Annotated in this window: 25 protein-coding genes; 21 read left to right on the top strand and 4 right to left on the bottom strand. The window is 45.4% G+C overall.

Translation table 11 applies throughout. The features are described 5' to 3' along the window. Positions 1–180: 180 nt before the first annotated feature. Genes XMD530_RS02060 through XMD530_RS02050 form a run of 3 tightly spaced genes read right to left on the bottom strand, consistent with a single transcriptional unit; the run spans position 181 to position 3887 of the window. The gene (locus XMD530_RS02060; protein ID WP_173483800.1) at positions 181–429 is read right to left on the bottom strand and encodes a hypothetical protein; all 249 of its coding nucleotides are present in this window, start codon (positions 427–429) and stop codon (positions 181–183) included. Continuing rightward, positions 430–1737, bottom strand: a complete 1308-nt coding sequence (locus XMD530_RS02055; protein WP_173498478.1) for an HlyD family type I secretion periplasmic adaptor subunit — start codon at positions 1735–1737, stop codon at positions 430–432. Continuing rightward, on the bottom strand, positions 1734–3887 hold the full coding sequence (locus XMD530_RS02050) for a type I secretion system permease/ATPase (RefSeq protein ID WP_371731655.1): 2154 nt from the start codon (positions 3885–3887) through the stop codon (positions 1734–1736). Before XMD530_RS02050 ends, XMD530_RS02055 begins: the two co-directional genes overlap by 4 nt. Positions 3888–4967: 1080 nt before the next feature. Here XMD530_RS02050 and rfaH point away from each other — a divergent pair. From rfaH to XMD530_RS02035, 3 genes are all read left to right on the top strand, one after another. Further along, on the top strand, positions 4968–5447 hold the full coding sequence (rfaH, locus tag XMD530_RS02045; protein ID WP_173506655.1) for a transcription/translation regulatory transformer protein RfaH: 480 nt from the start codon (positions 4968–4970) through the stop codon (positions 5445–5447). Positions 5448–5596: 149 nt separating this feature from the next. Then, positions 5597–5869 (top strand): DUF1778 domain-containing protein, encoded by a 273-nt coding sequence (locus XMD530_RS02040; RefSeq protein ID WP_173480269.1) that lies wholly within the window; start codon positions 5597–5599, stop codon positions 5867–5869. Beyond that, on the top strand, positions 5859–6350 hold the full coding sequence (locus tag XMD530_RS02035) for a GNAT family N-acetyltransferase (protein WP_173480270.1): 492 nt from the start codon (positions 5859–5861) through the stop codon (positions 6348–6350). The genes XMD530_RS02040 and XMD530_RS02035 overlap by 11 nt, the downstream gene beginning before the upstream one ends. Here the strand turns inward: XMD530_RS02035 and XMD530_RS02030 are convergent. Next, a complete protein-coding gene (locus XMD530_RS02030; protein ID WP_173480271.1) occupies positions 6347–7297 on the bottom strand; it encodes a tyrosine-type recombinase/integrase in 951 nt (316 codons plus the stop codon). The genes XMD530_RS02035 and XMD530_RS02030 overlap by 4 nt on opposite strands. Before the next feature lie 142 nt (positions 7298–7439). Here XMD530_RS02030 and XMD530_RS02025 point away from each other — a divergent pair, with 142 nt between their 5' ends. From XMD530_RS02025 to XMD530_RS01940, 18 genes are all read left to right on the top strand, one after another. Further along, on the top strand, positions 7440–7868 hold the full coding sequence (locus tag XMD530_RS02025; protein WP_173480272.1) for a helix-turn-helix domain-containing protein: 429 nt from the start codon (positions 7440–7442) through the stop codon (positions 7866–7868). Then, positions 7865–8596, top strand: a complete 732-nt coding sequence (locus tag XMD530_RS02020) for a nucleotidyl transferase AbiEii/AbiGii toxin family protein (RefSeq protein WP_173480273.1) — start codon at positions 7865–7867, stop codon at positions 8594–8596. Before XMD530_RS02025 ends, XMD530_RS02020 begins: the two co-directional genes overlap by 4 nt. Positions 8597–8768: 172 nt before the next feature. After that, entirely contained in the window at positions 8769–9101 is a 333-nt protein-coding gene (locus tag XMD530_RS02015) for a MarR family EPS-associated transcriptional regulator (RefSeq protein ID WP_173495002.1), read from the top strand. Between the two features lie 145 nt (positions 9102–9246). Next, entirely contained in the window at positions 9247–9513 is a 267-nt protein-coding gene (locus XMD530_RS02010; protein ID WP_173506654.1) for a type II toxin-antitoxin system Phd/YefM family antitoxin, read from the top strand. Then, positions 9510–9827, top strand: a complete 318-nt coding sequence (locus XMD530_RS02005) for a type II toxin-antitoxin system RelE/ParE family toxin (RefSeq protein ID WP_173480276.1) — start codon at positions 9510–9512, stop codon at positions 9825–9827. The genes XMD530_RS02010 and XMD530_RS02005 overlap by 4 nt, the downstream gene beginning before the upstream one ends. A 164-nt stretch (positions 9828–9991) precedes the next feature. Continuing rightward, positions 9992–11266 (top strand): Vi polysaccharide biosynthesis UDP-N-acetylglucosamine C-6 dehydrogenase TviB, encoded by a 1275-nt coding sequence (tviB, locus tag XMD530_RS02000; RefSeq protein WP_217364140.1) that lies wholly within the window; start codon positions 9992–9994, stop codon positions 11264–11266. A 9-nt stretch (positions 11267–11275) separates the two neighbouring features. Continuing rightward, entirely contained in the window at positions 11276–12226 is a 951-nt protein-coding gene (locus XMD530_RS01995) for a Gfo/Idh/MocA family protein (RefSeq protein WP_173506653.1), read from the top strand. Next, positions 12223–12801 (top strand): acyltransferase, encoded by a 579-nt coding sequence (locus tag XMD530_RS01990; RefSeq protein WP_173506652.1) that lies wholly within the window; start codon positions 12223–12225, stop codon positions 12799–12801. Before XMD530_RS01995 ends, XMD530_RS01990 begins: the two co-directional genes overlap by 4 nt. Next, on the top strand, positions 12802–13896 hold the full coding sequence (locus tag XMD530_RS01985) for a DegT/DnrJ/EryC1/StrS aminotransferase family protein (protein ID WP_173506651.1): 1095 nt from the start codon (positions 12802–12804) through the stop codon (positions 13894–13896). It abuts the gene before it with no gap. Beyond that, a complete protein-coding gene (locus XMD530_RS01980; protein WP_173506650.1) occupies positions 13897–14988 on the top strand; it encodes an NAD(P)/FAD-dependent oxidoreductase in 1092 nt (363 codons plus the stop codon). Between the two features lie 21 nt (positions 14989–15009). Continuing rightward, entirely contained in the window at positions 15010–16119 is a 1110-nt protein-coding gene (gene wecB, locus XMD530_RS01975) for a non-hydrolyzing UDP-N-acetylglucosamine 2-epimerase (RefSeq protein ID WP_173506649.1), read from the top strand. A 7-nt stretch (positions 16120–16126) separates the two neighbouring features. Further along, entirely contained in the window at positions 16127–17068 is a 942-nt protein-coding gene (locus XMD530_RS01970; protein ID WP_173506648.1) for an NAD-dependent epimerase/dehydratase family protein, read from the top strand. 9 nt (positions 17069–17077) lie between these two features. Next, positions 17078–18007 carry an NAD-dependent epimerase/dehydratase family protein gene (locus XMD530_RS01965; RefSeq protein ID WP_173506647.1) on the top strand — a complete coding sequence of 310 codons (930 nt, stop codon included), beginning with the start codon at positions 17078–17080 and terminating at the stop codon, positions 18005–18007. 40 nt (positions 18008–18047) lie between these two features. Then, entirely contained in the window at positions 18048–19097 is a 1050-nt protein-coding gene (locus XMD530_RS01960; protein WP_173506646.1) for an NAD-dependent epimerase/dehydratase family protein, read from the top strand. A gap of 29 nt (positions 19098–19126) precedes the next feature. Continuing rightward, positions 19127–20092, top strand: a complete 966-nt coding sequence (locus tag XMD530_RS01955; protein WP_173506645.1) for an SDR family NAD(P)-dependent oxidoreductase — start codon at positions 19127–19129, stop codon at positions 20090–20092. 2 nt (positions 20093–20094) lie between these two features. Beyond that, positions 20095–21273 (top strand): DegT/DnrJ/EryC1/StrS aminotransferase family protein, encoded by a 1179-nt coding sequence (locus XMD530_RS01950; protein ID WP_173506644.1) that lies wholly within the window; start codon positions 20095–20097, stop codon positions 21271–21273. Next, entirely contained in the window at positions 21273–23150 is a 1878-nt protein-coding gene (asnB, locus tag XMD530_RS01945; RefSeq protein WP_173506643.1) for an asparagine synthase (glutamine-hydrolyzing), read from the top strand. The genes XMD530_RS01950 and asnB overlap by 1 nt, the downstream gene beginning before the upstream one ends. Further along, positions 23141–24046: a methionyl-tRNA formyltransferase gene (locus tag XMD530_RS01940; RefSeq protein ID WP_173506642.1), complete on the top strand. Its 906-nt coding sequence runs from the start codon at positions 23141–23143 to the stop codon at positions 24044–24046. The genes asnB and XMD530_RS01940 overlap by 10 nt, the downstream gene beginning before the upstream one ends. Positions 24047–24612 lie beyond the last annotated feature (566 nt).

Here is a 24612-nt window from a genome sequence, read left to right as displayed (position 1 = left end):
CTAAAGTATTGATTCCAATTACCTTCCACTTAGTTAAGTAGATAGATATCAGCATCACAAAAAGGGTCATAAAAAACACCTTTGTATTGTGCTCTGGAGGTACAAAAAACATAGATATAAGGGTTATGACAAACGTTAGCTTCCATATCACAACATCTTTAACCGTTATGTTTTCTGTATTCATACCATCACCTTCAAAACACGCACCATCAATACAGGTATCAACAGGCCAATGAAAAATGGATTGGCGAAATCCACCCATCGTCCTACTTTGATTTTTTTATATTTGATGTAGCTACACAATCCGACAGCAGATGCTGTTGCGGCAGCGTAGAGGTTGAAGTTATCGGGTCTTATGAATACTAATAAGATCAGAAAACCCATAATGATTGAGGTGGTCCATTTCAGAATGGATAACAATTTTTTCATCTATCGCTCCTCTATTGAGTCTGTTTTCATTCTTAGTAACGGTGAAAGTAGATATTCGATGATCCTCCTTTTGCCTGTTTTTAATTCCGCGCTGACGCTCATCCCGGGTTGCAGGGGGTGGGAATTGCCGTCGATTTCTAAGGTTTCTGAGAAGAGTTTAAGTTCTGCAGGAAAGAGTAAAACGCCTTGTTCATTTTGTTGTGCATCGGCGCCAAGGTGAACGATCTCAGCATCGATTACGCCGTATTTTGTGAACGAGAATGCATCCACTTTAATTTCGGCGCGTTGGCCTGTTTGTACAAAACCTACATCGCTGTTTTGCAACCAGGCTTCGACTCTTAATGATTGATTCAGTGGCACAAGATTCATTAGGGTCTCAGCGCTGGTAGCGATAGCGCCAACTGTAAATGCGTTGAGATCACTGACTATCCCGTCAATCGGTGCGCGAATGTTATGCTGCTCAATAAACCACTCTAATTGGGTGATATCGCCGTTAAGAACTCTGGCTGCCTCTTGCAGTCGAAGCAGCTCGTTCAACGTCTGCGCTTTGCTCTCTGCTTTAAATGCTTGGATCTGCTTTTGAATTGAAACGGCCTGGCTCAAGGTTGAAGCTACGTCCAGTTGTAAAGCCCTTAGGCTACCCTCCACTTCAATAAGCCGTTGGCGTTGGGTAAGAAGAGCACTCTTTGATGCAGCACCGTTGTTAACCAATGACTCAATCGCTTCTGTCTCTGCCTCTACAATTGAGTAGAGCTGTGACATTGAATCAAGTTGCGTTTTAGCCTGTGAATGACTCAATTCTGAGCTGCGCAGTTGCGCGTTTAACTGTTCAAGTTTCTTGTTATAGCTCTCTATCTGTTCTGAAAAGAGCGCCTGTTGAGGGTTAGAGGATGACAGCAGCTTGACGTTGCCTTTCTCTAAATACTCAGCAAAGAGCCGGGTTCGCTCTATCTCATGTTGCTTAAACTTCTGTTGCTCCAGTTTCTGCTGGAGTTGATTAAAAGGTTCTGTGGCATCCAGTTCAATTAGGGTTTCACCGGCATGAACCGCATCACCATTGGTGATGTTGATCGAATCGATTTTCCCTGTGATAGACGATTGAACTCGTTTTGTTTGTCCGGTTGGTATGACTTTTCCAGATGCCCTTGCCACAATGTCTACCTCACCAATAGACGCCCAGGTGAGGCCTGACATCATCAGCAGGGCGATTAAGTAGGCAGTTACCCTCGGCCATTTCTTGGGTGGTCGCTCTTGAATCAGTAGCGCACCAGGTAAAAAATCGTGCAGCTCTTTTGATGTCAGCCTCATGCGATGGCCTCCTTAAATTCTGATGGTTGATCGGCCGATTGAAGACGAATCATTTCGGCGTAGCGGCCGTTTAATGTCATCAGCTCTTGATGGGTGCCAGACTCAGCTAACTCGCCTTGATCAAGTACAAGAATTCGATCGCAGTGTCTTACTGTGTTGAGGCGGTGAGCGACGGTGATGACGGTGCGCCCTTTGCAGATCAAGTGCATCTGCTGACGGATTTTCTCTTCTGAAATGTAATCGAGCGCGCTCGTTGCTTCGTCAAAAATCAGAATTTTTGGATTGCTGATCAGGGCTCTCGCTATCGCGATTCGCTGGCGCTGCCCCCCTGAGAGGTTGCTGCCACGCTCACCCGCCAAGGTGTCATAAGCAGCTGGAAGCTCAGTGATAAACTCGTGCGCACCGGCCAGTTTGGCGGCTTTGACAATGGTTTCTAGCGATTCACCGGGTGTGCGTATCGCAATGTTGTCGCGCACACTTTTATTGAATAAAAAGCTCTCTTGTGGAACGACGCTGATATTGGATCTAAGCCAATCAGTGTTGACCTGTGCTAAATCAACACCATCAATGAGCACCTTTCCTAAGTTGGGTAGGTAAGTCCGTTGAATCAGCTTGGTCAGTGTGCTTTTGCCAGAGCCTGAAGCGCCGACAATACCGATCGATTCTCCGGCGTTGATCTCAAGGTTGATCCTATTCAGAACCGTGGGGCTATTCAGACTGTAGCGAAAACTGACGTGTTGAAAGGCAATGGAGCCTTGCAAGCTAGGGAGAGACGCTTGGCTTGTCTGAGCGTCAGACTCAGAGGGCGTATTGAGTATATCGCCGAGACGTTTCAAGGATATACCCGCTTGTTGGACGTCTTGCCAGAGTTGAACCAGTTTCAAAATGGGTGCACTGACTCGACCCGCGATCATATTAAATGCGATCAATTCACCGATGGTTAACTGATTGTCCATGACCAGAAGGGCACCAAACCAGATAATTAACACCGTGGTGAACTTGCTAATAAACTGAGCAATTTGAGTCGCGATATTACCGAGGTTTTTAGCTTTGAAGCCGATGCTGGTCGCTTGGGCAATCTGCTTTTCCCAGCGTTGCTGCATCTTTGGCTCAAGCGCCATTGATTTAACGGTATCGATGCCCGTGATCGATTCAACCAGAAACGCTTGGTTTTCGGCACTGCGTTTGAAACTCTCATTTAAGCGATGGCGCAAAGTGGGTGTGATGAGTATAGATAACAGCAAGTAGCACGGAAGTGACCCAAGAACGATCCACGTGAGCGTAGGGCTAAACATCCAAAGCACAGCGATGAAGAGCAGAAGAAAGCTAAGATCAATCATCAGGGTCAATGCACCCCCAGTGATGAACTCCCTTAGTGTGTCTAGCTCTTTGATTCTCGCCACGGTATGCCCTACTTGGCGTGAATCGAAATAGGCTGCAGGTAAGCGCATGACATGGTTAAAAAGCTTAGCGCCAAGCTCCACGTCAATTCTGCTGGTGGTATGAACCATCAGGTAGTTGCGAACGATGCCCATCACCAATTCAAACATCAGCAGTGCAGCAAATCCGATGGCCAGAATATCCAGCGTAGTGAAGCCTCTATGCACCAGCACTTTGTCCATAACGATTTGAAAGAAAAAGGGCGTGGCTAGGGCAAATAGCTGAAGGAATACAGAAATTATGATGACTTCGGTAAAAATCCCTTTGTGTTTAATCAGGGAAGGGATAAACCATTTCAGATCAAATCGGCGATCAGAACCTAGGGTTTCTCGCTCTTTAATGAAAATAATTCTGTTATCCCAGAGCTGATCAAACTCTGCCAAATTGAGTTTTCTGGGTGTGGTCTCGCCGGGCTTGATGACTAAGCAGAACCAATCCTGTCCATTTTGATTAACGCGAAGAAGGGTGAGGTATTGCCCATCGGACATAGGTGCTGCAACGGGCATAAATTCATTGTGTAAGTCACTGATTTTACAGTTTCTTATCCCTGCTTTTAGGTTAAGTGAGTTTAGCGCTCTTATGAAATCCGTTTCTGTCAGTGTGGATTTGGATGTTTGCCATTGATGGCGCAACTGCTCTGTATCACAAGCTTTATGTCTAAGCTTGGCTAATGTCGTAATGCTGTATATGGCTGATTCAAATGGATTCACAATAACTATCCCTCCGTGGACACCTCATTAAGGTTTAGCAGAGGAATTGAAAATGTGCGTAATAATTTTTTCTTTTTATTCCACTAATTAGTCTTAGCTTTGCGACTACCATCATTTTTTAGAAAAAAACGACAAATTTTTTTAGTTTTTTAAAATCTACCTGAAAGTCACTATCCATAGGGGTTTGAGAGAGATGTTGCTCTGGGTTTTTGTTAAAAAATCGAACTTTTTTAAACTTTTTTTCATTTTTTATTACGCAAAAATTTAAATCTTGTTCTATACCTATATACATCCCCGACGGAATGGGGATAACGAGAGAGATCTCGAATCGGTTTTCCACCTAACCAATCCATCCAGCATAGTGGATTAGTTAGTGAGCTCCCCCTTCGCTCCTGAGAGCTGATTGAAATCGACATGTTGATCGATCAAGGATGATCCGATGCATGCAAATACCCAAAGGGATTTGGGTTTGGAGAGGGATCTTCGGCAATTGCCAAAATCTGATGCGCCGCGAAAAGAGGGAGTTTTTCAATGCGCATCAACCATATATTTAACCGTGTTATGAGGGCGGTTAAGGGTGCCGCAGGATGGGCACAGCAGGGAGGGATCCCTGAACGATAGACTCTGACTCTGTAGTGTTCCCTAGCAGGCACTACAGTTTTACAGGAATGAGTCCCTTCGATTGAGTCTGTCGTTTAATGTCCAGTGATGTGATCGGCAAAGGATGGCAATGATGCATTACACTCAAACCTCAACGGAGTGAGGTTTGGAGAGGGATCTCAAGTTTCGACTAATATCTGTTGCGTGGCGAGAAGAGGGAATTTTTCAAAGCGCACCCTATTTTTGATTTAGTTACCTATGTAGCTAAAGGAGCCAACGGAGTGGCTCACATGGGAGTGATCCCAGTAAAGTGAACTGCAATGGAGTGTTGTGAGCTTTACAAACACTTCAAAGGATTGAAGTGATGAGAGGGATCTCAGGCAAATGCCAAAAATCTTACGCGCCGCGAGAAGATGGAATTTCTCAAGGCGCGTTCTTTTTTGTTTATAATGCTTTAAGAATAGTTCTTGAGACAAAGTCATGTACAGCTGGTTCGTCATTCAATCAAAGCCTGGTCAATTGTTTAAAGCCCAATTTGAGCTTGAACAGCAAGGTTTTGAAACCTACCTGCCGCTGCTTAAAACTGAGCAAATCAAACAAGGAAAGCGAACTGAAATAGAGACACCGCTTTTTCCAGGTTATCTATTCATTTACCTCTCCAAAGAAGAGAGTAATTGGCGCCCTATTCGATCAACACGCGGAGTGGCTAAGCTGATTAGCTTTGGAAATGAACCGGCTATCGTGCCAACAGCTGCCGTCAATGCCATTCGAGCTCAGTTAAGGCACATCGATTCTGAAAAGCAGTTCACCAAAGACGATAAGGTTTCTATCAATGATGGGCCATTCAAAGACCTGCAAGCAGTGTTTTTAGAATACGACGGTGAACAAAGAGCGTTTGTCTTGCTCGAGTTATTGGGGCGTTGGCAGAAGATGTCCGTAGAGCTGTCAGTACTTAAATAAAATTCATCATTTCTAATTTCGCTTTTTGGAGGTTTGGATTTTCAAAAAGTAGTTAATTTGGATAATTCTGCCAAATCATTCGTGTTGACAATCGATATACAAGGTATTTATTCTTTGTGTATCGTTTGTACATACAAAGAGGTCTTGTTATGCGTGCTGCCGCTATAAATCTTCGTGCACTGCCTGAGCAGCGCGACTTGATTGATCATGCTGCCAATATGTTGGGTAAAAACCGGTCTGACTTTATGCTTGAAGCTGCTTGTGAGCGTGCACAGTCCGTTCTTCTGGACCAGGTTCATTTCTCCTTGGATGCGGAAAAATTTAAACAGTTTACAGATCTTCTGGATACACCTCCTAAACCCAATGCGGGCCTGAAGCGTTTGTTGGCTTTAGATCCCGTGTGGAACACAAGTGAAGCTTGATCTGCTTGCTCCCCAGCCGTTGGCATCCCATCACACCTATGCAGATTTTTGCTGTGTTGAGCGTATCCTTGATGACTGGTTAAAACGAAAAGCGTTGGTTAATCAGGCAAGTGGGGCCAGCCGTACATTTGTTGCTACTGACAGTGATCAGCGTGTATGGGGTTATTATGCGATGGCCGCTGGCGCCGTATCACATCAACTAGCAACTGGTAACATAAGAAGAAATATGCCAGATCCAGTGCCAGTGTTGGTGCTAGGAAGGCTTGCCGTTGATCGTCGCGCTCAAGGTATCAAACTTGGCGGTTCGCTTCTTCAAGATGCATTTAATAGAGCTATTAATGTTGCTGAGAATACAGGTGTCCGTGCTTTGCTTGTGCATGCGTTGAGCGAATCTGCTAAACGCTTTTACGAGTATTATGGTTTTAAAGAGTCACCAGCCGATCCATTGGTGCTGATGCTGAGGCTAAATCAGGCTTCTTAATTTTTCGAGCGGGTCACTTCCCAAACCGGCGTACACTCCTCAATTTGAAGTTCGGCTGGGTTTACGTTATCGACCCAACTCTGCAGATACCTTAATGTCGTTGTCTCTTTTCGCCATCCGCCACGCAGCATAATCTTCTCTAACGGCACGCCTGCATTCAACATATCCAGAGCAGCGCCTACTCGAAACGAGTGGCCGCTTAAGTGTGGCAGATCTCTACGCCTAGCCCTATATTGCAGATCGACCAGAATAATATTAATGGATGCCGGGTTGAGTTTGTCACCCAAGGTTTTGTTGTCTTTGCGGATGGATCGCAGAATACGCCCCTCTGTAGCACCGATTCGACGCTTCCATTTATTTATCTTGGTTGCTAGTAGATCGCTTATAGGGATGAGTTTGCCATCGCCCAACTGATCGGTTTTAGAGCGTTTAAGGTTTAACGCAAAGTGACCGTTTGGAAGTGTTTTTAAGTCCTCGAAACAGAATGAACAGATCTCTGAGGAGCGGCGCATGGTCTCATAACCGATTCTAAGCAGAAGTTCATTGCGCCGACCGGCTAGAGAGGAGTCACATTTTTTTAAAAGTTGCTCTAAAAGATCGAGTGTCAGCGGGTGCGCCTGTTTCTGCTGCCTACCGATTTTTCGATGCATCTTTTTCAGAGCAATTTTAACTTCTGGTGTTTTGGTAGGACTACCAAAGCCAGAGAAAAAGCAGATGGATCCCAACGTGTCTATACGGCGTCGAATCGTTGCACTCTTCTGACGTTCGGACATATCGGCGATGTAGGCTGCTAGATCTGAAGCTTTAGGGGGTAGAGGATCTAAACCATTGGATATTGCCCAGTTAGCAAAGTGCTTAAAGTCACTGCGATACGCTTTGAGGGTGTTTTCAGCAAAGGCACCATCGAGTTGTGCCATCAAATCATCTAAAAATTGTTTTACGTCCATCACTTACCTCCCTGTATCGTGATGTTTTAAGTGTAGACGCAAAGTGTGGATACTGTTTTAAAAAGTTCATAGATAAAAATGTATCAAAAATTTATCAAAAACACTATATTGTAAAAAATATGAAACAAAAATGGTGTTTTAAGTGGACGCTGAAAATATTGGGATAGCAATAAAGCAAGAACGAAAACGCTTGAACGTAACCGCTGAAGCATTGTCAGGTGCTTCGGGTATTTCAAGAGTTACATTGCATCGAATTGAGAAAGGTGAGGGAGCATCAAGCTTGAATAGCTATCTCGCTGTAGTCGATGCGTTAAATCTTGAGCTAACGTTAGCCGAGAAAGTAAAAGAGGGGTCTCGCCAGCTCAATCCAGATGACTTTATCCCTGTCATCATTCGACTTAAAGACTATCCAGAACTTAAAAAGCTCTCTTGGCATATAACGGGTAGAGACTACCTAAAACCTTTCGAAGCACATGCCATTTACGAAAGGAACTCCCGTCACTTTGATGAAAATGAAATGGCAGAATCAGAAAAGTTATTGATGGCAAATTTAAATAGAGCGTTTTCATGAAGACTTGCGATTACAATTTTAAAAGACCCCACCATCAACTTATTGCTAAGGTGCTTGAGGCGATTAATACAGATCTCTTTGATATGAGTGAGTGCTTTTTTGGTGGAGGAACGGCAATCGCCCTTGCTTATGGGGAATACCGAGAATCTATTGATATAGATTTTGTGGTCTCTAGCAAGGAAGGTTATCGCGCATTGCGAGAGGTAGCGAAAGGACACCAAGTGGGATTGGGTCTGTTTAAAGAGCACCAAGAAGGGTTAGCTATAGATCGAATGCGTATGGATCAGTATGGAATACGTATGGTGGTGAGTATTAACGAAAGTGCATTGATAAAATTTGAAATAGTGAATGAGGGTAGAGTAGAGATTCAAAAGCCTGGTGTAGTCTCGAGGATATGTGGAGTATCCATATTGAGTAGGCTTGATATGGCGACTACAAAATTACTTGCTAATTCAGATCGTTGGGCGGATCGCGCGGTTTATTCTAGGGATATTATTGATTTATCGATGTTGGGACTATCAAAGAAAGAGCTTGGTCAGGCCATCTCCAAAGCTGAAACAGCCTATGGATCCTCAATTATGCAAGATTTGAAAAAGTCACTTACCTACCTAACTGAAACACCGAAACGACTCGATCAATGTATGGAGGCAATGAGTATCGATCTCCCTAGAGCTGTGCTATGGCAAAAATTGAAAAAGTTAGAGCGAGATTCCGCTAATTGTTTGTAACATCTTATAGGTAATTCGGTTCCTGAGTGCCTTATTAAAGTCTGCATACTAGATCGATATAACTAACAATGCTTTGTAAAGGTATTGCAACATTGTTAGTCTATGTTCATAGATTGAACGAACGTTTTAAATGTAACCGCACTGTGGCAAGCAGGGGCGGTAGCGTGCCTAAATGACCCAAAACAGCGATACCCTTGAATACGATTACCGGGTTCTTCAGTTAATAGAAGAGCGCCCAGATATTTCACAGCGCGAACTGGCTTCGCAGCTGGGGGTGAGTGTGGGTAAAACCAACTACGTATTGTCTGCACTCATAGTGCGTGGCCTGGTTAAAGCGGAAAACTTCAAGCGTTCAAATAACAAATCCGGTTACTTGTACCTTCTGACTCCCAAAGGCATTTCAGATAAAGGGGTTATTACTGCGCGATTCTTAAAACGGAAGGTGGAAGAGTACGAGCGTTTAAAGGCTGAAATAGCGGACATTCAATCAAGAATCGAAGAGTGAGTGTTGAGAACTAAAAATCAAAATTGGGTACGAGGTGTTGCTTTAGAGTGGTTTTTCCCTGGGCAAAACCATGAGATGCACATTCGACAAAACATCGCTTTCGCATCTATAATGACGCATATTAAGTGATTATATGGTGTCTATTATGGATATAACTAAAGATATTCGACCGCTAACTGAATTTAAGCGAGATACGGCTAACTTTGTAAGTCATTTAAAAGATAGCGGTCGACCTTCCATCTTAACCGTGAATGGAAAGCCTGCCCTTGTGGTTATGGATGCAGATGCTTGGCAAGAAGCACAGGATCAACTTGAATACGCGCAAAGTGTGGCAGGAATTCGTAAAGGCCTATCTGAAGCCCTAGATGGTGACGGACTTGAGGCGAGTGACTTTTTTGCGACGTTAAAATGAAGCATTACGCTGTCGTTATTACGCCATTTGCTGGGGAAAACATTCTTGAGGCTTTCAGGTGGTATCAGCTTGAAAATCCTGTTTATGCCGCGAAATGGAAAAGTGGCCTTGAGGAAAAAATTCTAAGCCTGGAGATATTTCCTGAATCGCATCCTTTGGCGCCTGAAAACTCCGAGTTCGAAGAAGAAATCCGACAATTACTGTATGGAAAAGCAAGCCGTTGGAGAGTTCTTTTTACTGTTATAAATTCCAAGGTTTACGTTCTCCATGTGCGACATGGTCAAAGAGATTATTGGCGACCTAGTGTTAGATAGTTTTAACCGATTGGTTGAAAAGTTTTGTCGCTAAGCCCCTAATGAGTGCGCGATACGAGGCCCTTATTGTTACTAATTGTTGTCTAGATATCAGCAGCTTAACTCGCTGAGTTTTTCGGATTGATGTTGTATAATTGCAAAGTAATGAAAGTATTGGATGAATAATGAATATTAGTGAAGCAAAGATTGCTGTTATCGGCCTTGGCTATGTAGGGCTTCCATTAGCGGCCGAATTTGGCAAAGCGCGCGAGGTGATTGGTTTTGATATCAACCAGCAGCGCATCGCAGAGCTAGAGAAAGGTCACGACTCTACGCTAGAGGTATCGGACGAGGAGCTAGCAAAAGCGTCAGGATTGAAGTTTAGCAGTGAGCTACATGATCTTGAGGGTTGCGATACCTATATCGTCACCGTGCCGACCCCAATTGATGAGAACAACGCTCCTGATCTAACGCCGCTACGTAAGTCTTCGGCCATGCTAGCCAGCGTTATCAAATCAGGTGATGTAGTTATCTACGAGTCAACAGTCTACCCCGGTGCAACAGAAGAGGTCTGTATTCCCATTATCGAGAAGGGATCGGGGCTGAAGTTTAATGTCGACTTTTTCGCGGGATACAGTCCTGAACGCATAAACCCGGGTGACAAAGTTAATACTCTCACCAAGATCAAGAAGATAACCTCAGGCTCTACACCTGAAATTGCTGAATATGTCGATCAGCTGTACCGCAGCATTATTACCGCCGGGACTCATTTGGCTAGCTCAATCAAGGTTGCCGAGGCCGCTAAGGTGATAGAGAACACCCAGCGTGACCTGAATATCGCCATAATCAACGAGTTCGCGAAGATCTTTAATATCCTCGATATCGATACCCAAGAAGTACTAGACGCCGCAGGGACTAAATGGAACTTCTTGCCATTTAAGCCCGGTCTTGTTGGGGGGCATTGTATCAGCGTGGACCCCTACTACCTTACCTACAAAGCGAAAGAGGTTGGTTACCAGCCTGAGGTAATCCTGGCCGGCCGTCGCATTAACGATGGAATGGGGCAGTATACGGCTACTCAGTTAGTGAAAGCCGTCAGCCGTAGAAAGATACACATCGATGAAGCAAGGGTTTTGGTACTTGGCTTTACTTTCAAGGGTGATTGCCCGGATGTACGCAACACCAAAATCATCGACATGGTCAAAGAGCTAGAGAGCTTCAACATGAATGTCGATGTCTATGACGACTGGGCCGATCCTGAAGAGGTTAAGCATGAGTATAACTTGCGGCTGATTCCCGAGTTAGTTGAGGGTGTGTATGATGCAATCGTCCTTGCGGTGGATCACAAGGAGTTTAAAGAGTGGGGCGCACAGAAAATACGTGCATTAGGCAAGCCTGAGCATGTTCTTTACGACGTTAAACACGTGCTGCCCAAAGATGATTCAGACTTGCGACTTTAAGAGAACAGAATGAAAAGATTCGCCCTTATTGGTGCTGGCGGTTACATCGCCCCAAGACATCTGCGTGCCATTAAAGATACAGGAAATGACCTTGTAGTAGCCATGGATGTTAATGACTCTGTGGGTATTATGGATAGCCACTTTCCTGATGCGGAGTTCTTTACCGAGTTTGAACAGTTTGAAGCTTTTGTTGAAGACGAGAAGCTACAGGGCCGTAAACTCGATTATGTGGCTATCTGCTCACCTAACTATCTCCACGCCCCACACATGAAGTTCGCGTTGAAGAACGGCATTGACGTGATTTGTGAGAAACCCTTGGTGTTGTATACCGATGAGTTAGATCTCCTCTCTAAATACGAAGCTCAGTATGGGGCCAAGGTTAACTCGATCCTGCAGTTACGGCTGCACCCCTCTATCATCGCCTTGCGCGATAAAGTCCAAGCGTCGGCCCCAGATAAAATATTCGATGTGCATCTGACGTACCTCACATCCCGCGGAAAGTGGTATCTGAAGTCTTGGAAAGGGTTTGATGAGAAGTCGGGCGGGGTAGCGACCAATATCGGTGTGCATTTCTACGATATGCTGCATTTTATTTTTGGCGATATTCGCAAAAACGAAGTGCACTACCGTGATGATAAAACTGCAAGCGGTTACCTAGAGTACGACAAAGCACGAGTCCGCTGGTTCCTCTCAATAGATGCGAATCATCTGCCTGAGAATGCCGTGAAAGGCGAAAAACTGACTTACCGTAGCATTACAATCGAGGATGAAGAGCTAGAGTTCTCGGGCGGTTTTACAGATCTGCATACCCAAAGCTATGAAAACATCCTGGCCGGTAACGGCTATGGCGTTGAGGAGAACCGCGCCGCAATAGAGACTGTTGAGGGCATCCGGTCTGCGAATTTGACGCTGAACCCTGATAATCCACATCCGCTGCTCCATAAGGTGATAGCAGAATGAGTTATACGGTCCATCCCTCAGCCATCGTAGACGACGGTGCGCAAATTGGTGAGGGTAGCCGCGTATGGCATTTCGTGCACGTGTGCGGTGGTGCAATGATAGGCAAGGGTGTATCCCTTGGTCAGAATGTCTTTGTTGGCAATAAAGTGACGATTGGTGACAACTGCAAAATACAGAATAATGTTTCTGTTTACGACAATGTGCACCTTGAAGAGGGCGTGTTCTGTGGCCCAAGTATGGTATTCACCAATGTATATAACCCACGTTCACTAATTGAACGCAAATCTGAATACCGCGATACGCTTGTGAAGCGTGGAGCAACTTTAGGTGCGAACTGTACGATCGTCTGTGGTGTCACTGTAGGGCAGTTTTCGTTCATCGGTGCTGGCGCAGTCATCAATAAAGATGTTCCAGACTACGCTCTAATGGTCGGTGTACCCGCCAAACAGATAGGGTGGATGAGTGAGTATGGCGAACAGCTCGATTTGCCGTTGGACGGTGAGTCAGAAGTGCGGTGCCAGCATACAGGCGCAGTTTACCGTCTACTTAACGGCGCTGTAGTAAAGGTAGAGTAAATGCAGTTTATCGATTTGGCCGCTCAGCAGGCGCTGATAAAAGATAAAATTGATGCAGGCATTCAACGTGTCTTGCAGCATGGGCAATACATATTAGGGCCTGAAGTACATGAGCTTGAAGAGAAGCTAGTAGAGTACACGGGTGCAAAATACTGTATCACCTGTGCCAACGGTACAGATGCGCTGCAAATTGCACAAATGGCATTGGGTGTCGGGTCGGGTGATGAGGTTATTACACCGGGATTTACCTATATAGCGACGGCTGAGACCGTTGCGGTATTGGGTGCAAAGCCAGTGTACGTAGACGTTGATCCCAAAACGTACAATCTAGATCCCACCAAACTCGAGGAAGCAATTACCCCCAGAACCAAGGCTATCATTCCTGTTTCACTCTATGGACAATGCGCAGACTTTGACGCCATTAACGCAATTGCAAGTAAGTATGGCATCCCCGTTATTGAAGATGCTGCGCAGAGTTTTGGTGCAACGTACAAAGGCAGAAAGTCTTGCAACCTCAGCACTATTGCAACGACAAGCTTTTTCCCTAGCAAGCCCTTAGGCTGTTACGGTGACGGTGGTGCGATATTTACCAGTGATGAGGAGCTTGCCAAAGTAATCAGACAGATCGCACGCCATGGACAAGATCGCAGGTATCACCACATTCGAGTGGGTGTGAACAGCCGGTTAGATACACTACAGGCGTCTATTCTTCTGCCTAAACTTGCTATCTTCGCTGATGAGATTAATCAGCGCCAGAAGGTAGCTCAAGCCTACGAAACGTCGCTGCAGTCAGCGAATGCTTTTGGATTGCCGTTTGTAGAGGCGCATAACCAAAGTGCGTGGGCTCAGTTTACATTGACTAGCACAAATCGAAAGCAAGTACTGGAGTTGCTGAAAGATCGGGGTATACCAACAGCGGTGCACTATCCTATACCGCTAAATAAACAGCCAGCGGTTGAAGATTTGAACGTAGATCTTCCGGTTGGTGATCAGCTTGCCGAGTCTGTTTTTAGTTTGCCTATGAGTCCATATCTGTCACAGAGTGATCAGAGCCTTGTTGTTGAAACTCTTAAAACAGCGGCCGAACTTTCTTAGATGTTAAAAACTGACGTTATAGTTATTGGTGCAGGTGTTGTTGGCTTGGCTGTAGCGCGTAAATTCGCATTAGAGGGCAGAGAAACAATTGTCCTTGAGGCTGAAAGTTCGTTCGGCCAGGGCGTTAGCTCGCGCAACAGTGAAGTAATTCATGCCGGTCTTTATTACCCCCCGGGGTCGCTTAAAGCGCGGGTTTGCCGCCTAGGTAGAGACTTGTTGTACGACTACTGCCAGTCCAGAGATATTGCTCATAAGAAAATTGGGAAATGGTTAGTAGCAAATGGCGAAACCCAAGAGGCTAAGTTAGAGCATATTAGGCAGACTGCAATAGCTAACGGATGCCTTGATCTTAGCTGGATTGATGCGGCGGAAGTCGCAGAACGCGAACCAGAGTTGCGGGCAACACGAGTCTTAAATTCACCTTCCACCGGTATCGTTGACAGTCATGGGCTGATGCTTGCGCTGCTTGCCGATTTAGAGAATGCCGGTGGAACCGTCGTTTATGCAAGCCCAGTATTAAAAGGTGAGCTTAGTGGCGGCAAGTTGGTCCTTGGAGTCGGTGGCGTTTCTGACTGTAAAATTAGTGCGCCGACAATCGTTAATGCAGCAGGACTAGAATCGACTGCACTAGCAACGTTACTTGGGTCTGGAAAGGTGCCAGATATACCCAAAAAAGGATTTGCGAAAGGGAACTATTTCTCGCTGAGCGGAAAGTCCCCGTTCGCTCGTTTGATCTATCCAGTACCCGAGCCGGGTGGCCTTGGCGTTCACCTCACTCTTGATCTGCAAGGGCGAGCGCGATTCGGGCCAGACGTTCAGTGGGTTGATAAACCTAGTTACGAGGTTGATGAGTCGCGCAAGGAACAATTTGCACGGGCAATACGCGAATATTGGCCAAATTGCGATGCAAAAAGGCTGAGCCCGGACTATGCGGGAATACGGCCCAAAATAGGCAGAGCGGACGAGCCTGATTTCTGCGTCCAAGATGCCCGGGAGCACGGACTACCCGGATTGGTTAACTTGTTTGGAATAGAGTCACCGGGCTTAACGAGTAGTCTTGCATTGGCAGAGCACATTTTCTTGAAAAATTAACCGTATTGGGTAAAATACACTTTGTATAAAATTCTTACAATAGTCGGAGCCAGACCTCAGTTTATTAAAGCTGCTGCTGTTTCACGCGCAATACTTGATGAGTTTTCAACGGTATTGAACGAAGTGATTGTGCATACAGGACAACACTACGATGAAAATATGTCCCAGGTGTTTTTCGACGAACTCGAAATTCCGCGCCCCGCGGTTAACTTAGCTGTTAAAGCTAGCTCACATGGTGCAATGACCGGTCGCATGCTTGAGCAGATAGAAGAACTGATCCTGTCTGAGCAACCAGATGCGATACTTATTTACGGTGATACAAACTCTACCTTAGCCGGTGCACTTGCTGCTTCGAAGCTCCACGTTCCTGTCTTCCATGTTGAAGCCGGCTTAAGGTCGTTTAACATGAAAATGCCCGAAGAAGTTAACAGAATTCTATCGGACCGAGTTTCTTCATTGTTGTTCTGCCCTACAGACTCGGCAGCCGAAAATTTATCTGCAGAAGGTATTAACCAAGGCGTGAGTGTTGTCGGTGACGTGATGTTCGATGTGGCGCTCTTTTATCAAGATCTTGCAAAGGAAAAGAGTAGATTAATCGGTGAACTAGATCTGTCAGGCACGAAGTACGTTTTAGCAACTTGTCATAGAGCTGAAAACACTGATTCATTTGAGCGTCTATCTGAAATACTCCGCGGACTGGCAGCGATAGCAGAGCAGTATCCGGTCGTTTTACCGTTACATCCCAGAACGAAAAAGCTAATAGAGAACTATGAGCTTTCAAACTTACTGGCCAAAATCGTGCTATTAGATCCGCTTCCTTATCTAGACATGATTGCACTAGAGCAAGGGGCGACAGCTATAGTTACCGATTCTGGGGGAGTTCAGAAAGAAGCTTTTTTCTGCGGCGTGCCGTGTATAACTATGCGTGACGAAACAGAATGGATAGAGACGGTGGCGCTAGGTGCTAACACCTTAACCGGAGCAGATGCTGGAAAAATTTTATCGGCATTCGAAAGCTCTCAATCAAGCGAAAGCTCTCGTTGGGCAGCGAAACCATACGGCGATGGTCAGGCATCAAAAGCAATAGCTCAACACATGATCAACTTTTTAAATTCCAAAGAGGGTAGTTAGAGGCGTTATGAAAGTATTAGTTACAGGTGGTCTCGGACAAATTGGCTCGCACGTCGCTGAAATGCTGCTTGAACGCGGCGATGAGGTGTTGGTTATTGATAACCTGGCGACCGGCCGTAGAGAACATCTCGCCGAACATGAACGCCTACAGATCGTAATTGACACAATCGCTGATAAAGGTGTAGTTGACGATCTATTCGACTCATTCCAGCCACATGCCGTGGTACACACTGCCGCTTCATATAAAGATCCTGATGATTGGTATAACGATACGCTTACGAACTGCGTGGGTGGGTCAAATATAATTGATGCAGCTAAACGAACAGGTGTTAAACGCTTTGTCTATTTCCAAACAGCGCTGTGTTATGGACTAAAGCCAAGTCAGCAGCCGGTAAGGTTAGATCACCCGCGTTTACCCGGCAGCAGTAGCTACGCGATTTCAAAAACTACCAACGAATTTTATCTCGAACTGTCAGGCTTAGACTACGTTACATTCCGGCTTGCCAACGTTGTTGGGCCGCGTAATGTGGCGGGCCCTCTTCCGATTTTCTATCAACGACTGAAGGATGGAAAGCTGTGCTTCGTAACGGAAGCACGTCGCGACTTTGTTTTCGTAAAAGATTTGGCTCGTGTGGTGCTGAGCGCGTGTGACGGAGTAGGGCATGGTGCGTACCACTTTTCGTCTGGTAAAGACGTGGCCATTCAAGAGCTATATGACGCAGTGGTTAACGCTATGGATTTACCCGAAAGCCCAGTTGCCGAAGTAAAGGCGCTCGGACCCGATGACGTTTTTTCCATCTTACTTGATCCCACCAGAACCTTTGAAGATTTTGGTCAGTTAGAGTTTACACCCCTAGAGACAACGGTAAGAGAAGCAATTAACTATTACAAAGAGTACGGTACGTTGGGTGAGTACACACACTTAAGACTAGAAGATAAAAAGAAGTAGAGGCTAAGCGTGCGTATATTAATTACAGGTGGTGCGGGGTGCTTGGGCTCGAACTTGATAGAGTACTGGCTACCGCGTGGCCACGAAATATTAGCTATTGATAATTTTGTTACAGGTAAGCGAGAGGTCGTACCGACTGTAGATGGCTTGCAGGTGTGTGAGGGGACTATCGAAGACGAGTCGTTCGTCGAGGCTTGCTTTTCAACTTTCAAGCCGGAAGTGGTTATTCACGCTGCAGCGTCTTACAAGGACCCGAATGACTGGAAGACTGACGCAGCGGTAAACGTTGTCGGCTCCGGCGTGATTGTTAGGGCCAGCGAAAGGCACCAAGTCAAGCGGTTGATCAACTTCCAAACTGCTCTGTGCTACGGACGGCCATCCAAACTTCCGATACCCATTAACCATCCAGTTGCACCATTCACTAGTTATGGCATATCCAAAACAGCAGGGGAACAGTATGTGTTGCTTGCCGATGTTCCAGTTGTCTCTCTGCGATTGGCAAATATAACCGGCCCTCGATTAGCGATAGGTCCAATTCCGACTTTTTACAAGCGCTTGAAAGCAGGGCAGGGTTGCTTCTGCTCAGATAGTCAACGTGATTTCTTGGATATGCAAGATTTCCTCGAGTTTATGGACCTGGTGATAGTCGATGGAGCGCCCACTGGGATATTCAACGTATCTACAGGCGAAAGTAACTCGATTAAAGAGATTTTTGATCTAGTAGCAAAGCATCATGGTATCCCAGCTCCTGAGGTACCGATCGTACCTGTTGGAGATGATGACGTTCCTGCGGTAGTTCTGGATTCTAGCCATACCGAGGCAGTATTTGGCTGGAAGCCAAAACATGGATTTGAGTCGATTATCACTCGGCAATTGCGTTGGTATGATGAGTACGGCGTTAACGATGTTTACTCCCATTTGAAACCAGCAGCAGAATGAAAGCCTGACTGCAGTGGTAGGGAAAGAAGAGAGGTATAAATTGGATTTGTCATTTAACAACGCAAAAATTCTAGTCGTGGGCGGTGCCGGATTTGTCGGTAGTAACTTGGTCCATAAACTACTAGAGGAGAATCCAGAGCAGATTATCATCGTCGATAATCTTATCTCTTCGGACGCTGCAAATATCCCGAGTGACAAACGAGTGAAGTTTATTTTTGGTTCGATAACCAACGATAAGATTCTAGCTGAATTGCCGGAAGATCTAGACTTTGCATTTCACCTCGCCTGTTACCACGGTAATCAGTCCTCTATTGCTGATCCAATGGCCGATCACGAAAACAATACGTTAACGTCACTTAAGTTGTTCGAACGCCTTAAAGAAATTAAGAGCTTAAAAAAAGTTGTCTACGCCGCGGCGGCCTGTGCGGTTGCCGAGAAAACTTACGACGAACCCACCGCAACGACGGAAGAGCAACCAGTAACTCTTTACCACGATAGCCCATACTCAATTTCTAAAATTATTGGTGAGCTTTACGGCAACTATTACCACCAACAGCATGGGCTGCCTTTCGTTAAAGCACGTTTTTCGAACGTGTATGGTCCGCGTGAAATTCTTGGAGCGGGCCAGTGGCGGGGTACTCAGCATACGGTTTGGCGTAATGTGACACCGACATTTATTTGGCGAGCTTTGAATGGCGAGTCTTTACCGTTAGATAACGGAGGAAATGCTAGCCGCGATTTTATTTTCGTGGAGGACATGGCTCGAGGTTTGATGGCTTGCGCATTGAAGGGGGCTGTATCGGGCGTATACAACCTAGCTACCGGAAACGAAACTTCGATTTTAGAGCTTGCTGAGCTAATAAACGAGTTCACTAATAATACAGCCCCGCTGGATTTGAAGCCCGCGCGCGACTGGGACCGCTCAGGAAAGCGTTTTGCATCTACTCGCAAGGCAAAGGAAGAACTCGGATTCGAGTCGCAGGTGTCTATCCGAGAAGGTGTAGAGAAGACGGTTGCATGGACGATTGAAAACCGGGAGTTAATCGCTTCTAGAATAGAAAAACATCAAAAGATGATGTCACAACTCTGAGTATTAACTACCAATTAAGGGTTAGAAATATGAATATCGCTGGGAAAAAAGTTTTGGTTACAGGGGGTGCGGGATTTATTGGCAGCTTTGTTGTTTCGGAACTACTAAAATCTGAGGTTGGAGAAGTAGTAGTCTACGATAATTTTGCACGTGGTGACGCTGCGTATCTAAACGAACAGCTAAAGGACCCGCGTTGCTCGCTCTTTCAAGCTGATTTGCGAGAAACGGATCTACTAAATGCAGCGATGCAAGGTTGTGATGCTGTAGTGCATTTGGCTGCAATGTGGCTACTGCATTGTAAGGATTACCCACGTACCGCCTTCGATGTAAACATTCAGGGGACGTTCAACGTTCTGGAAGCGTGCGTAAATAACAATGTAAAGCGCCTAGTTTACTCTTCATCAGCATCAGTATACGGCGACGCTGTAGAAGTCCCGATGACGGAAGAACACCCATTTAATAATCGTAATTTTTATGGTGCTTCTAAGATCGCTTGTGAAGCGATGTGCCGCGCTTTTTACGACCGCTACGGACTTGACTACGTCGGTCTGCGTTACATGAACGTTTACGGACCACACCAGGATCAGACAGCTGCCTACACAGGTGTAGTGCCAATTATGCTCAATAAAATTGATGCTAGCGAGGCGCCGGTCATAAATGGCGACGGCACGCAGGCGTACGATTTTATCTATGTTGAAGATGTGGCGCGGTGTAACGTTTTGGCACTACAGGCTGAAACCACTGATGAGTTCTACAACGTAGGATCAGGTATTCAGACAAGTATCAAAGAGCTGTGCGAACTGATTCTTGAGCTCAAGCAATCTGACCTAGAGGTTACCTACAAACCTTACAGCGCCGACGATGCGCGTAGGATGGTGCAGAACCGCATCGGATGTCCGAAAAAGGCATCGCGGGATCTCAAGTTTGACTACAAATACTCTCTGCGCGATGGGCTATTGAAGCTTATAGACTGGCGCGAGACGTTCGGTGCCTAATAATGACTCATACTCGCAACATCCCTATTGCTAGAACTAATCTAACGGAAGAAGAAATTCAAAGTGTTTTGGAGCCTCTAAAGAGTGGTTGGTTGGTTCAGGGCCCCAAAACGAAAGAATTTGAGGATAAGTGGTCGAGCTTTACTGGCGCTAAACATTCTATAGCCGTTACATCCTGTACAACAGGGTTGCACCTCTCACTCGCCGCTTCTGGTTTCGGGCCTGGTGACGAGGCAATCGTTCCAGCTTTTACCTGGATAGCAACAGCGAACGTAGTAGAACACCTGGGTGGGAAGGTTGTCTTCTGTGATATCGATCTTGAAACGTTCAATATTGACGCCTCTAAGATTGAAGAGCTAATCACAGAAAACACTAAGGCGATTCTTCCTGTCCATCTTTTCGGGTTGGCTGCCGACATGGATGCAATAAATGCTGTTGCCAAAAAGCATAACCTTTTTGTGGTAGAAGATGCAGCCTGTGGTTTTGGTAGTTACTACAAAGGGCAGCATGTAGGGACCTTGGGTAATGCCGGGGCGTTCAGTTTTCATCCGCGGAAAGCTATTACCACGGGTGAAGGTGGGATGATAACCACGGATGATGACGAACTTGCGTTAAAGATCCGTCGTCTCAGAGATCATGGTGCCGAAATGACCGATTTGCAACGTCATTTAGGCGCAAAGCCTTATCTCTTGGCCGATCATCCTGATGCAGGTTACAACCAGAGGATGACCGACATCCAAGGCGCACTAGGTTCTGCCCAAATGGAGCGTGCGGATCAAATCACATCAGAGCGTCGTAGGCTTGCCAAGCGATATGATAACGCGTTTGCTGACCTTGCTTGGCTGCAAATTCCAAAAGTAGAAGATGGCTACATCCATGGTTATCAGAGCTATCCATGTTTATTTGCTCCTAAAGACATAAGCCTCAGTAATAGAAGGGAGATAAATGAACTGCGTAACGATTGGATGGATCGTTTACAGCAGAAGGGTATCTCTACGCGACCGGCTACCCACGCCGTTCATATGCTCAAGTTTTACAAAGAAAAATACTGTCTAGATACGGAGAGTTTTCCGAATGCAGCGCTCGCAAATGACTGCAGCATATCTCTACCCCTGTTTCATGGTATGACAGACGAAGAGCAGGACTACGTTATCGCTCAGGTTAGGGAAAGCTTCAATTAATGTGTGGTATAGCTGGGATAGTCGATCTGAAGCAACGTTCAGTATCTCCTGTAATACTGAAGCGCATGACCGATGCGATTAAACACCGCGGACCGGATGGCGAAGGGCAATGGATAGAAAGGAATGTTGGACTAGGTCATCGACGGTTAGCGATTCTAGATTTAAGCCCAGCTGGTCATCAACCAATGGCGTCGAAAAATCAGCGCTATGTTTTGAGTTACAACGGCGAGGTTTACAACTTCCGTGAACTGAGAGTTGAGCTAGAAGCACTCGGGTTTCAGTTTCATTCGCAAACAGATACAGAAGTCGTCCTAAACAGTTTAATTGCCTGGGGGGTAAAGGCGCTACTTCGCTTCAATGGGATGTTTGCCCTTGCGCTTTGGGATAGACAAGAGCAGAAAATGCTCTTGGCGCGGGATCGATACGGGATTAAGCCGCTCTACTATTCGATGCAGGGTAACAGGTTAGTTTTTGGTTCGGAGCAAAAAGCAATCCTAGCGATGCCTGACTTCACAAGGGAACTTGATAAAGCCGCGTTGCTCGAATATTTCACTTTTCAAAATATCTTTACCGACAAAACACTGGTTGAAGACATAAAGCTACTTCAAGCAGGCCACTATGCAACCTTAGATCTAAAAAAAGTCAAACCTACTCTGCAACTTGCAGAGTATTGGGACTTTAATTTTCAGGAGCCAACAGAGAAAGCTTCGGATGAAGAGTATCGGGAAGAGCTGGATCGTCTATTCAAACAAGCCGTTAACCGACAATTAGTGACCGATGTTGAGCTTGGTGCATACCTCAGTGGCGGCATGGATTCGGGATCCATAACAGCAATAGCGTCTCAATCCTATCCCTACATGAAGACCTTTACTTGTGGCTTTGACCTAAACTCGGCATCCGGACTAGAGCTCGCCTTCGACGAGAGAACAAAGGCTGAATACATGTCTTATTTTTTCAAGACCGAACACTATGAAATGGTATTGAAAAGTGGAGATATGGAACGTGCGCTACCAGCGCTAGCGTATTATCTAGAGGAGCCTCGTGTTGGGCAAAGTTACCCCAATTATTACGCTGCCAAACTAGCTTCAAAATTCGTTAAAGTGGTTTTGTCCGGTGCAGGGGGGGATGAATTGTTCGGTGGCTATCCATGGCGATACTACCGTGCAGTTGTTAATGAAGACTTTGAACATTATGTAGATAAATACTATCAGTTTTGGCAGCGTTTGATACCCAATAGCGAAATCAAGAAGGCTTTTTCTCCTATATGGGGTGATGTTAAGGGGGTATGGACCCGAGATATTTTCCGCGATGTTTTCAAACATCACGCTAACAGCCTCAGTAAACCAGAAGATTACGTCAATCATTCACTTTACTTTGAGGCAAAGACGTTTCTACATGGCTTGCTGGTTGTTGAAGATAAGTTGAGTATGGCTCATAGCTTAGAAAGCAGGGTGCCGTTTCTTGATAATGATTTGGTAGATTTCTCAATGAAGTGTCCGGTTGGCTTAAAATTGAATAACCTTGCTAGTGTTATACGGCTGAATGAGAACGAGCCTGGTAATAAAACCGGAGAATATTTTCAGAAAACTAAAGACGGAAAGCAGATTCTTAGAAATGTCATGCGAAAATATATTCCAGAAAATGTTCACTCAGCTCAAAAGCAGGGTTTTTCGGCGCCTGATGCTAGTTGGTTTAAAGGAGAGAGTATAGATTTCGTGGTAGAGAAGCTCTTTTCAAGTAAAGCAAAGATTTATGATTATTTAGATGCGGGTGCTGTTTTTGAGATAGTAGAAAGGCATCTATCAGGCCGCGAAAATAAAAGGTTGCTTGTCTGGTCATTATTGAATATCGAAGAGTATCTAAATAAATGGCGCTGAAGGTGTTTTTTATAGGTGCTAGCAAATTTGGTGCTAAGTGTTTAGAAACGTGTCTCTCATTAAACGACGTAGAGGTGGTTGGTTTATTAACTGCGAAAGAGAATTTCAATATATCTTACAGTGCTAATGGCGTTCGAAATTATAATCATTTTGATTTTAAACACTACAGCTACAAGATAAATGGACCAGTTCTAACGTTAAAGGATAAGATGAACGACAGCGATCTATTGGAAATCGTGAGAGAGATAAATCCAGATTGCTTCTTGGTGAGTGGTTGGTACCATATGATACCGCGTTCATGGAGGTTGATTGCTCCGGCGTATGGGTTGCACGCGTCGTTGCTTCCCAAATATAGCGGAGGCGCTCCCTTAGTCTGGGCGATGATAAACGGGGAGAAAAAGACCGGAATATCACTTTTTCAGATGGATGATGGTGTCGATTCCGGTGCTATATATGGGAAGGAAGAGGTTGAGATCCGAGATGACGATACTATAGCAACTCTATACAAACGGGTTGAAATGCTAGGAGTAGAGCTGTTACGGCGAGTTTTACCCACACTTGCCGACGGTAGCGCTAGTTATTATATCCAAGACGAAAGCGAGAGAAGTACTTTTCCCCAACGCAGCCCAAGAGATGGTTTAATAGAATGGGATAAAAGCGCAGAAGAAATTGATAGATTCATACGGGCGCAAACTCAACCCTATCCAGGAGCTTTTTTCTATTTCGGGGAAAAGAAGGTGACCGTTTGGAAAGCTAGTATTGGAAAGCTTTCATTAAAGCCAGGAGCGATCGGTTATTGCTGCGGTTTCTCTTATGTTGGCTGTGCAGATGGTTCATTAAAATTAGAGATAATTGAAGTCGATGGTGAAAAACATACTTCTTTAGTAGTTTTTTAGTTTCTTAATGCCCGTCGAAACTTAACTTCGGAATTAATACTAATCCTAGCGAGGTGGTATCAATAAATCCTCTTTTAAAAAATTATAGTTTTTTACGTTGCTTTATCGGATTATTACAGAGTTTACAGAATGTATCGTGAACAGTTTTCAGATTTTACGGTTGAGTCCTACAGCAGGATTCTAGATCGGGCTCGTACGATGTACTCCTTTGAAAGTTTCTCCAATGAGGAATGCCGTAAAAGCGGACCTCACGTCATTTGGAGGCACGATGTCGATTTTTCGATGCATAGAGCTCTCCGGCTAGCTCAATTAGAGGCAGAGCGGGGTTGTTCGTCCACATTTTTTCTTATGTTAACCTCAGAATTTTACAATCTACACGAGGCGGATATCCGAAAGATTGCCAAACAAATTGCGAGTAACGGGCACAAGATCGGTTTGCATTTCGACCCCACAGTCTACGACATTAAAGACTATAATCAGATGGTGGAAATGCTGCGGTGGGAAGGAGGGATTGTCGCTGACATCGTGGGCGAGTCAGTTGAGGCGGTATCGTTCCATAATCCTAC

Origin of the sequence: Marinobacterium sp. xm-d-530 (assembly GCF_013283365.1) — a bacterium.
Lineage (GTDB): Bacteria > Pseudomonadota > Gammaproteobacteria > Pseudomonadales > Balneatricaceae > Marinobacterium_E.
The sequence above is the reverse complement of the archived record's forward strand: the minus strand, read 5'-3'. Positions and strand labels throughout refer to the sequence as shown.

Coding starts and splice junctions, on each gene's coding strand:
- tviB (WP_217364140.1), top strand. CDS start 9,992: ATGAATATTAGTGAAGCAAAGATTGCTGTTATCGGCCTTGGCTATGTA.
- XMD530_RS02060 (WP_173483800.1), bottom strand. CDS start 429: ATGAAAAAATTGTTATCCATTCTGAAATGGACCACCTCAATCATTATG.
- XMD530_RS02030 (WP_173480271.1), bottom strand. CDS start 7,297: ATGGACGTAAAACAATTTTTAGATGATTTGATGGCACAACTCGATGGT.
- XMD530_RS02005 (WP_173480276.1), top strand. CDS start 9,510: ATGAAGCATTACGCTGTCGTTATTACGCCATTTGCTGGGGAAAACATT.
- XMD530_RS02020 (WP_173480273.1), top strand. CDS start 7,865: ATGAAGACTTGCGATTACAATTTTAAAAGACCCCACCATCAACTTATT.
- XMD530_RS02040 (WP_173480269.1), top strand. CDS start 5,597: ATGCGTGCTGCCGCTATAAATCTTCGTGCACTGCCTGAGCAGCGCGAC.
- XMD530_RS02055 (WP_173498478.1), bottom strand. CDS start 1,737: ATGAGGCTGACATCAAAAGAGCTGCACGATTTTTTACCTGGTGCGCTA.
- XMD530_RS01985 (WP_173506651.1), top strand. CDS start 12,802: ATGCAGTTTATCGATTTGGCCGCTCAGCAGGCGCTGATAAAAGATAAA.
- XMD530_RS02010 (WP_173506654.1), top strand. CDS start 9,247: ATGGATATAACTAAAGATATTCGACCGCTAACTGAATTTAAGCGAGAT.
- XMD530_RS01955 (WP_173506645.1), top strand. CDS start 19,127: ATGAATATCGCTGGGAAAAAAGTTTTGGTTACAGGGGGTGCGGGATTT.
- XMD530_RS01980 (WP_173506650.1), top strand. CDS start 13,897: ATGTTAAAAACTGACGTTATAGTTATTGGTGCAGGTGTTGTTGGCTTG.
- XMD530_RS01940 (WP_173506642.1), top strand. CDS start 23,141: ATGGCGCTGAAGGTGTTTTTTATAGGTGCTAGCAAATTTGGTGCTAAG.
- XMD530_RS02015 (WP_173495002.1), top strand. CDS start 8,769: ATGACCCAAAACAGCGATACCCTTGAATACGATTACCGGGTTCTTCAG.
- XMD530_RS01995 (WP_173506653.1), top strand. CDS start 11,276: ATGAAAAGATTCGCCCTTATTGGTGCTGGCGGTTACATCGCCCCAAGA.
- XMD530_RS01950 (WP_173506644.1), top strand. CDS start 20,095: ATGACTCATACTCGCAACATCCCTATTGCTAGAACTAATCTAACGGAA.
- rfaH (WP_173506655.1), top strand. CDS start 4,968: ATGTACAGCTGGTTCGTCATTCAATCAAAGCCTGGTCAATTGTTTAAA.
- XMD530_RS01970 (WP_173506648.1), top strand. CDS start 16,127: ATGAAAGTATTAGTTACAGGTGGTCTCGGACAAATTGGCTCGCACGTC.
- XMD530_RS01990 (WP_173506652.1), top strand. CDS start 12,223: ATGAGTTATACGGTCCATCCCTCAGCCATCGTAGACGACGGTGCGCAA.
- asnB (WP_173506643.1), top strand. CDS start 21,273: ATGTGTGGTATAGCTGGGATAGTCGATCTGAAGCAACGTTCAGTATCT.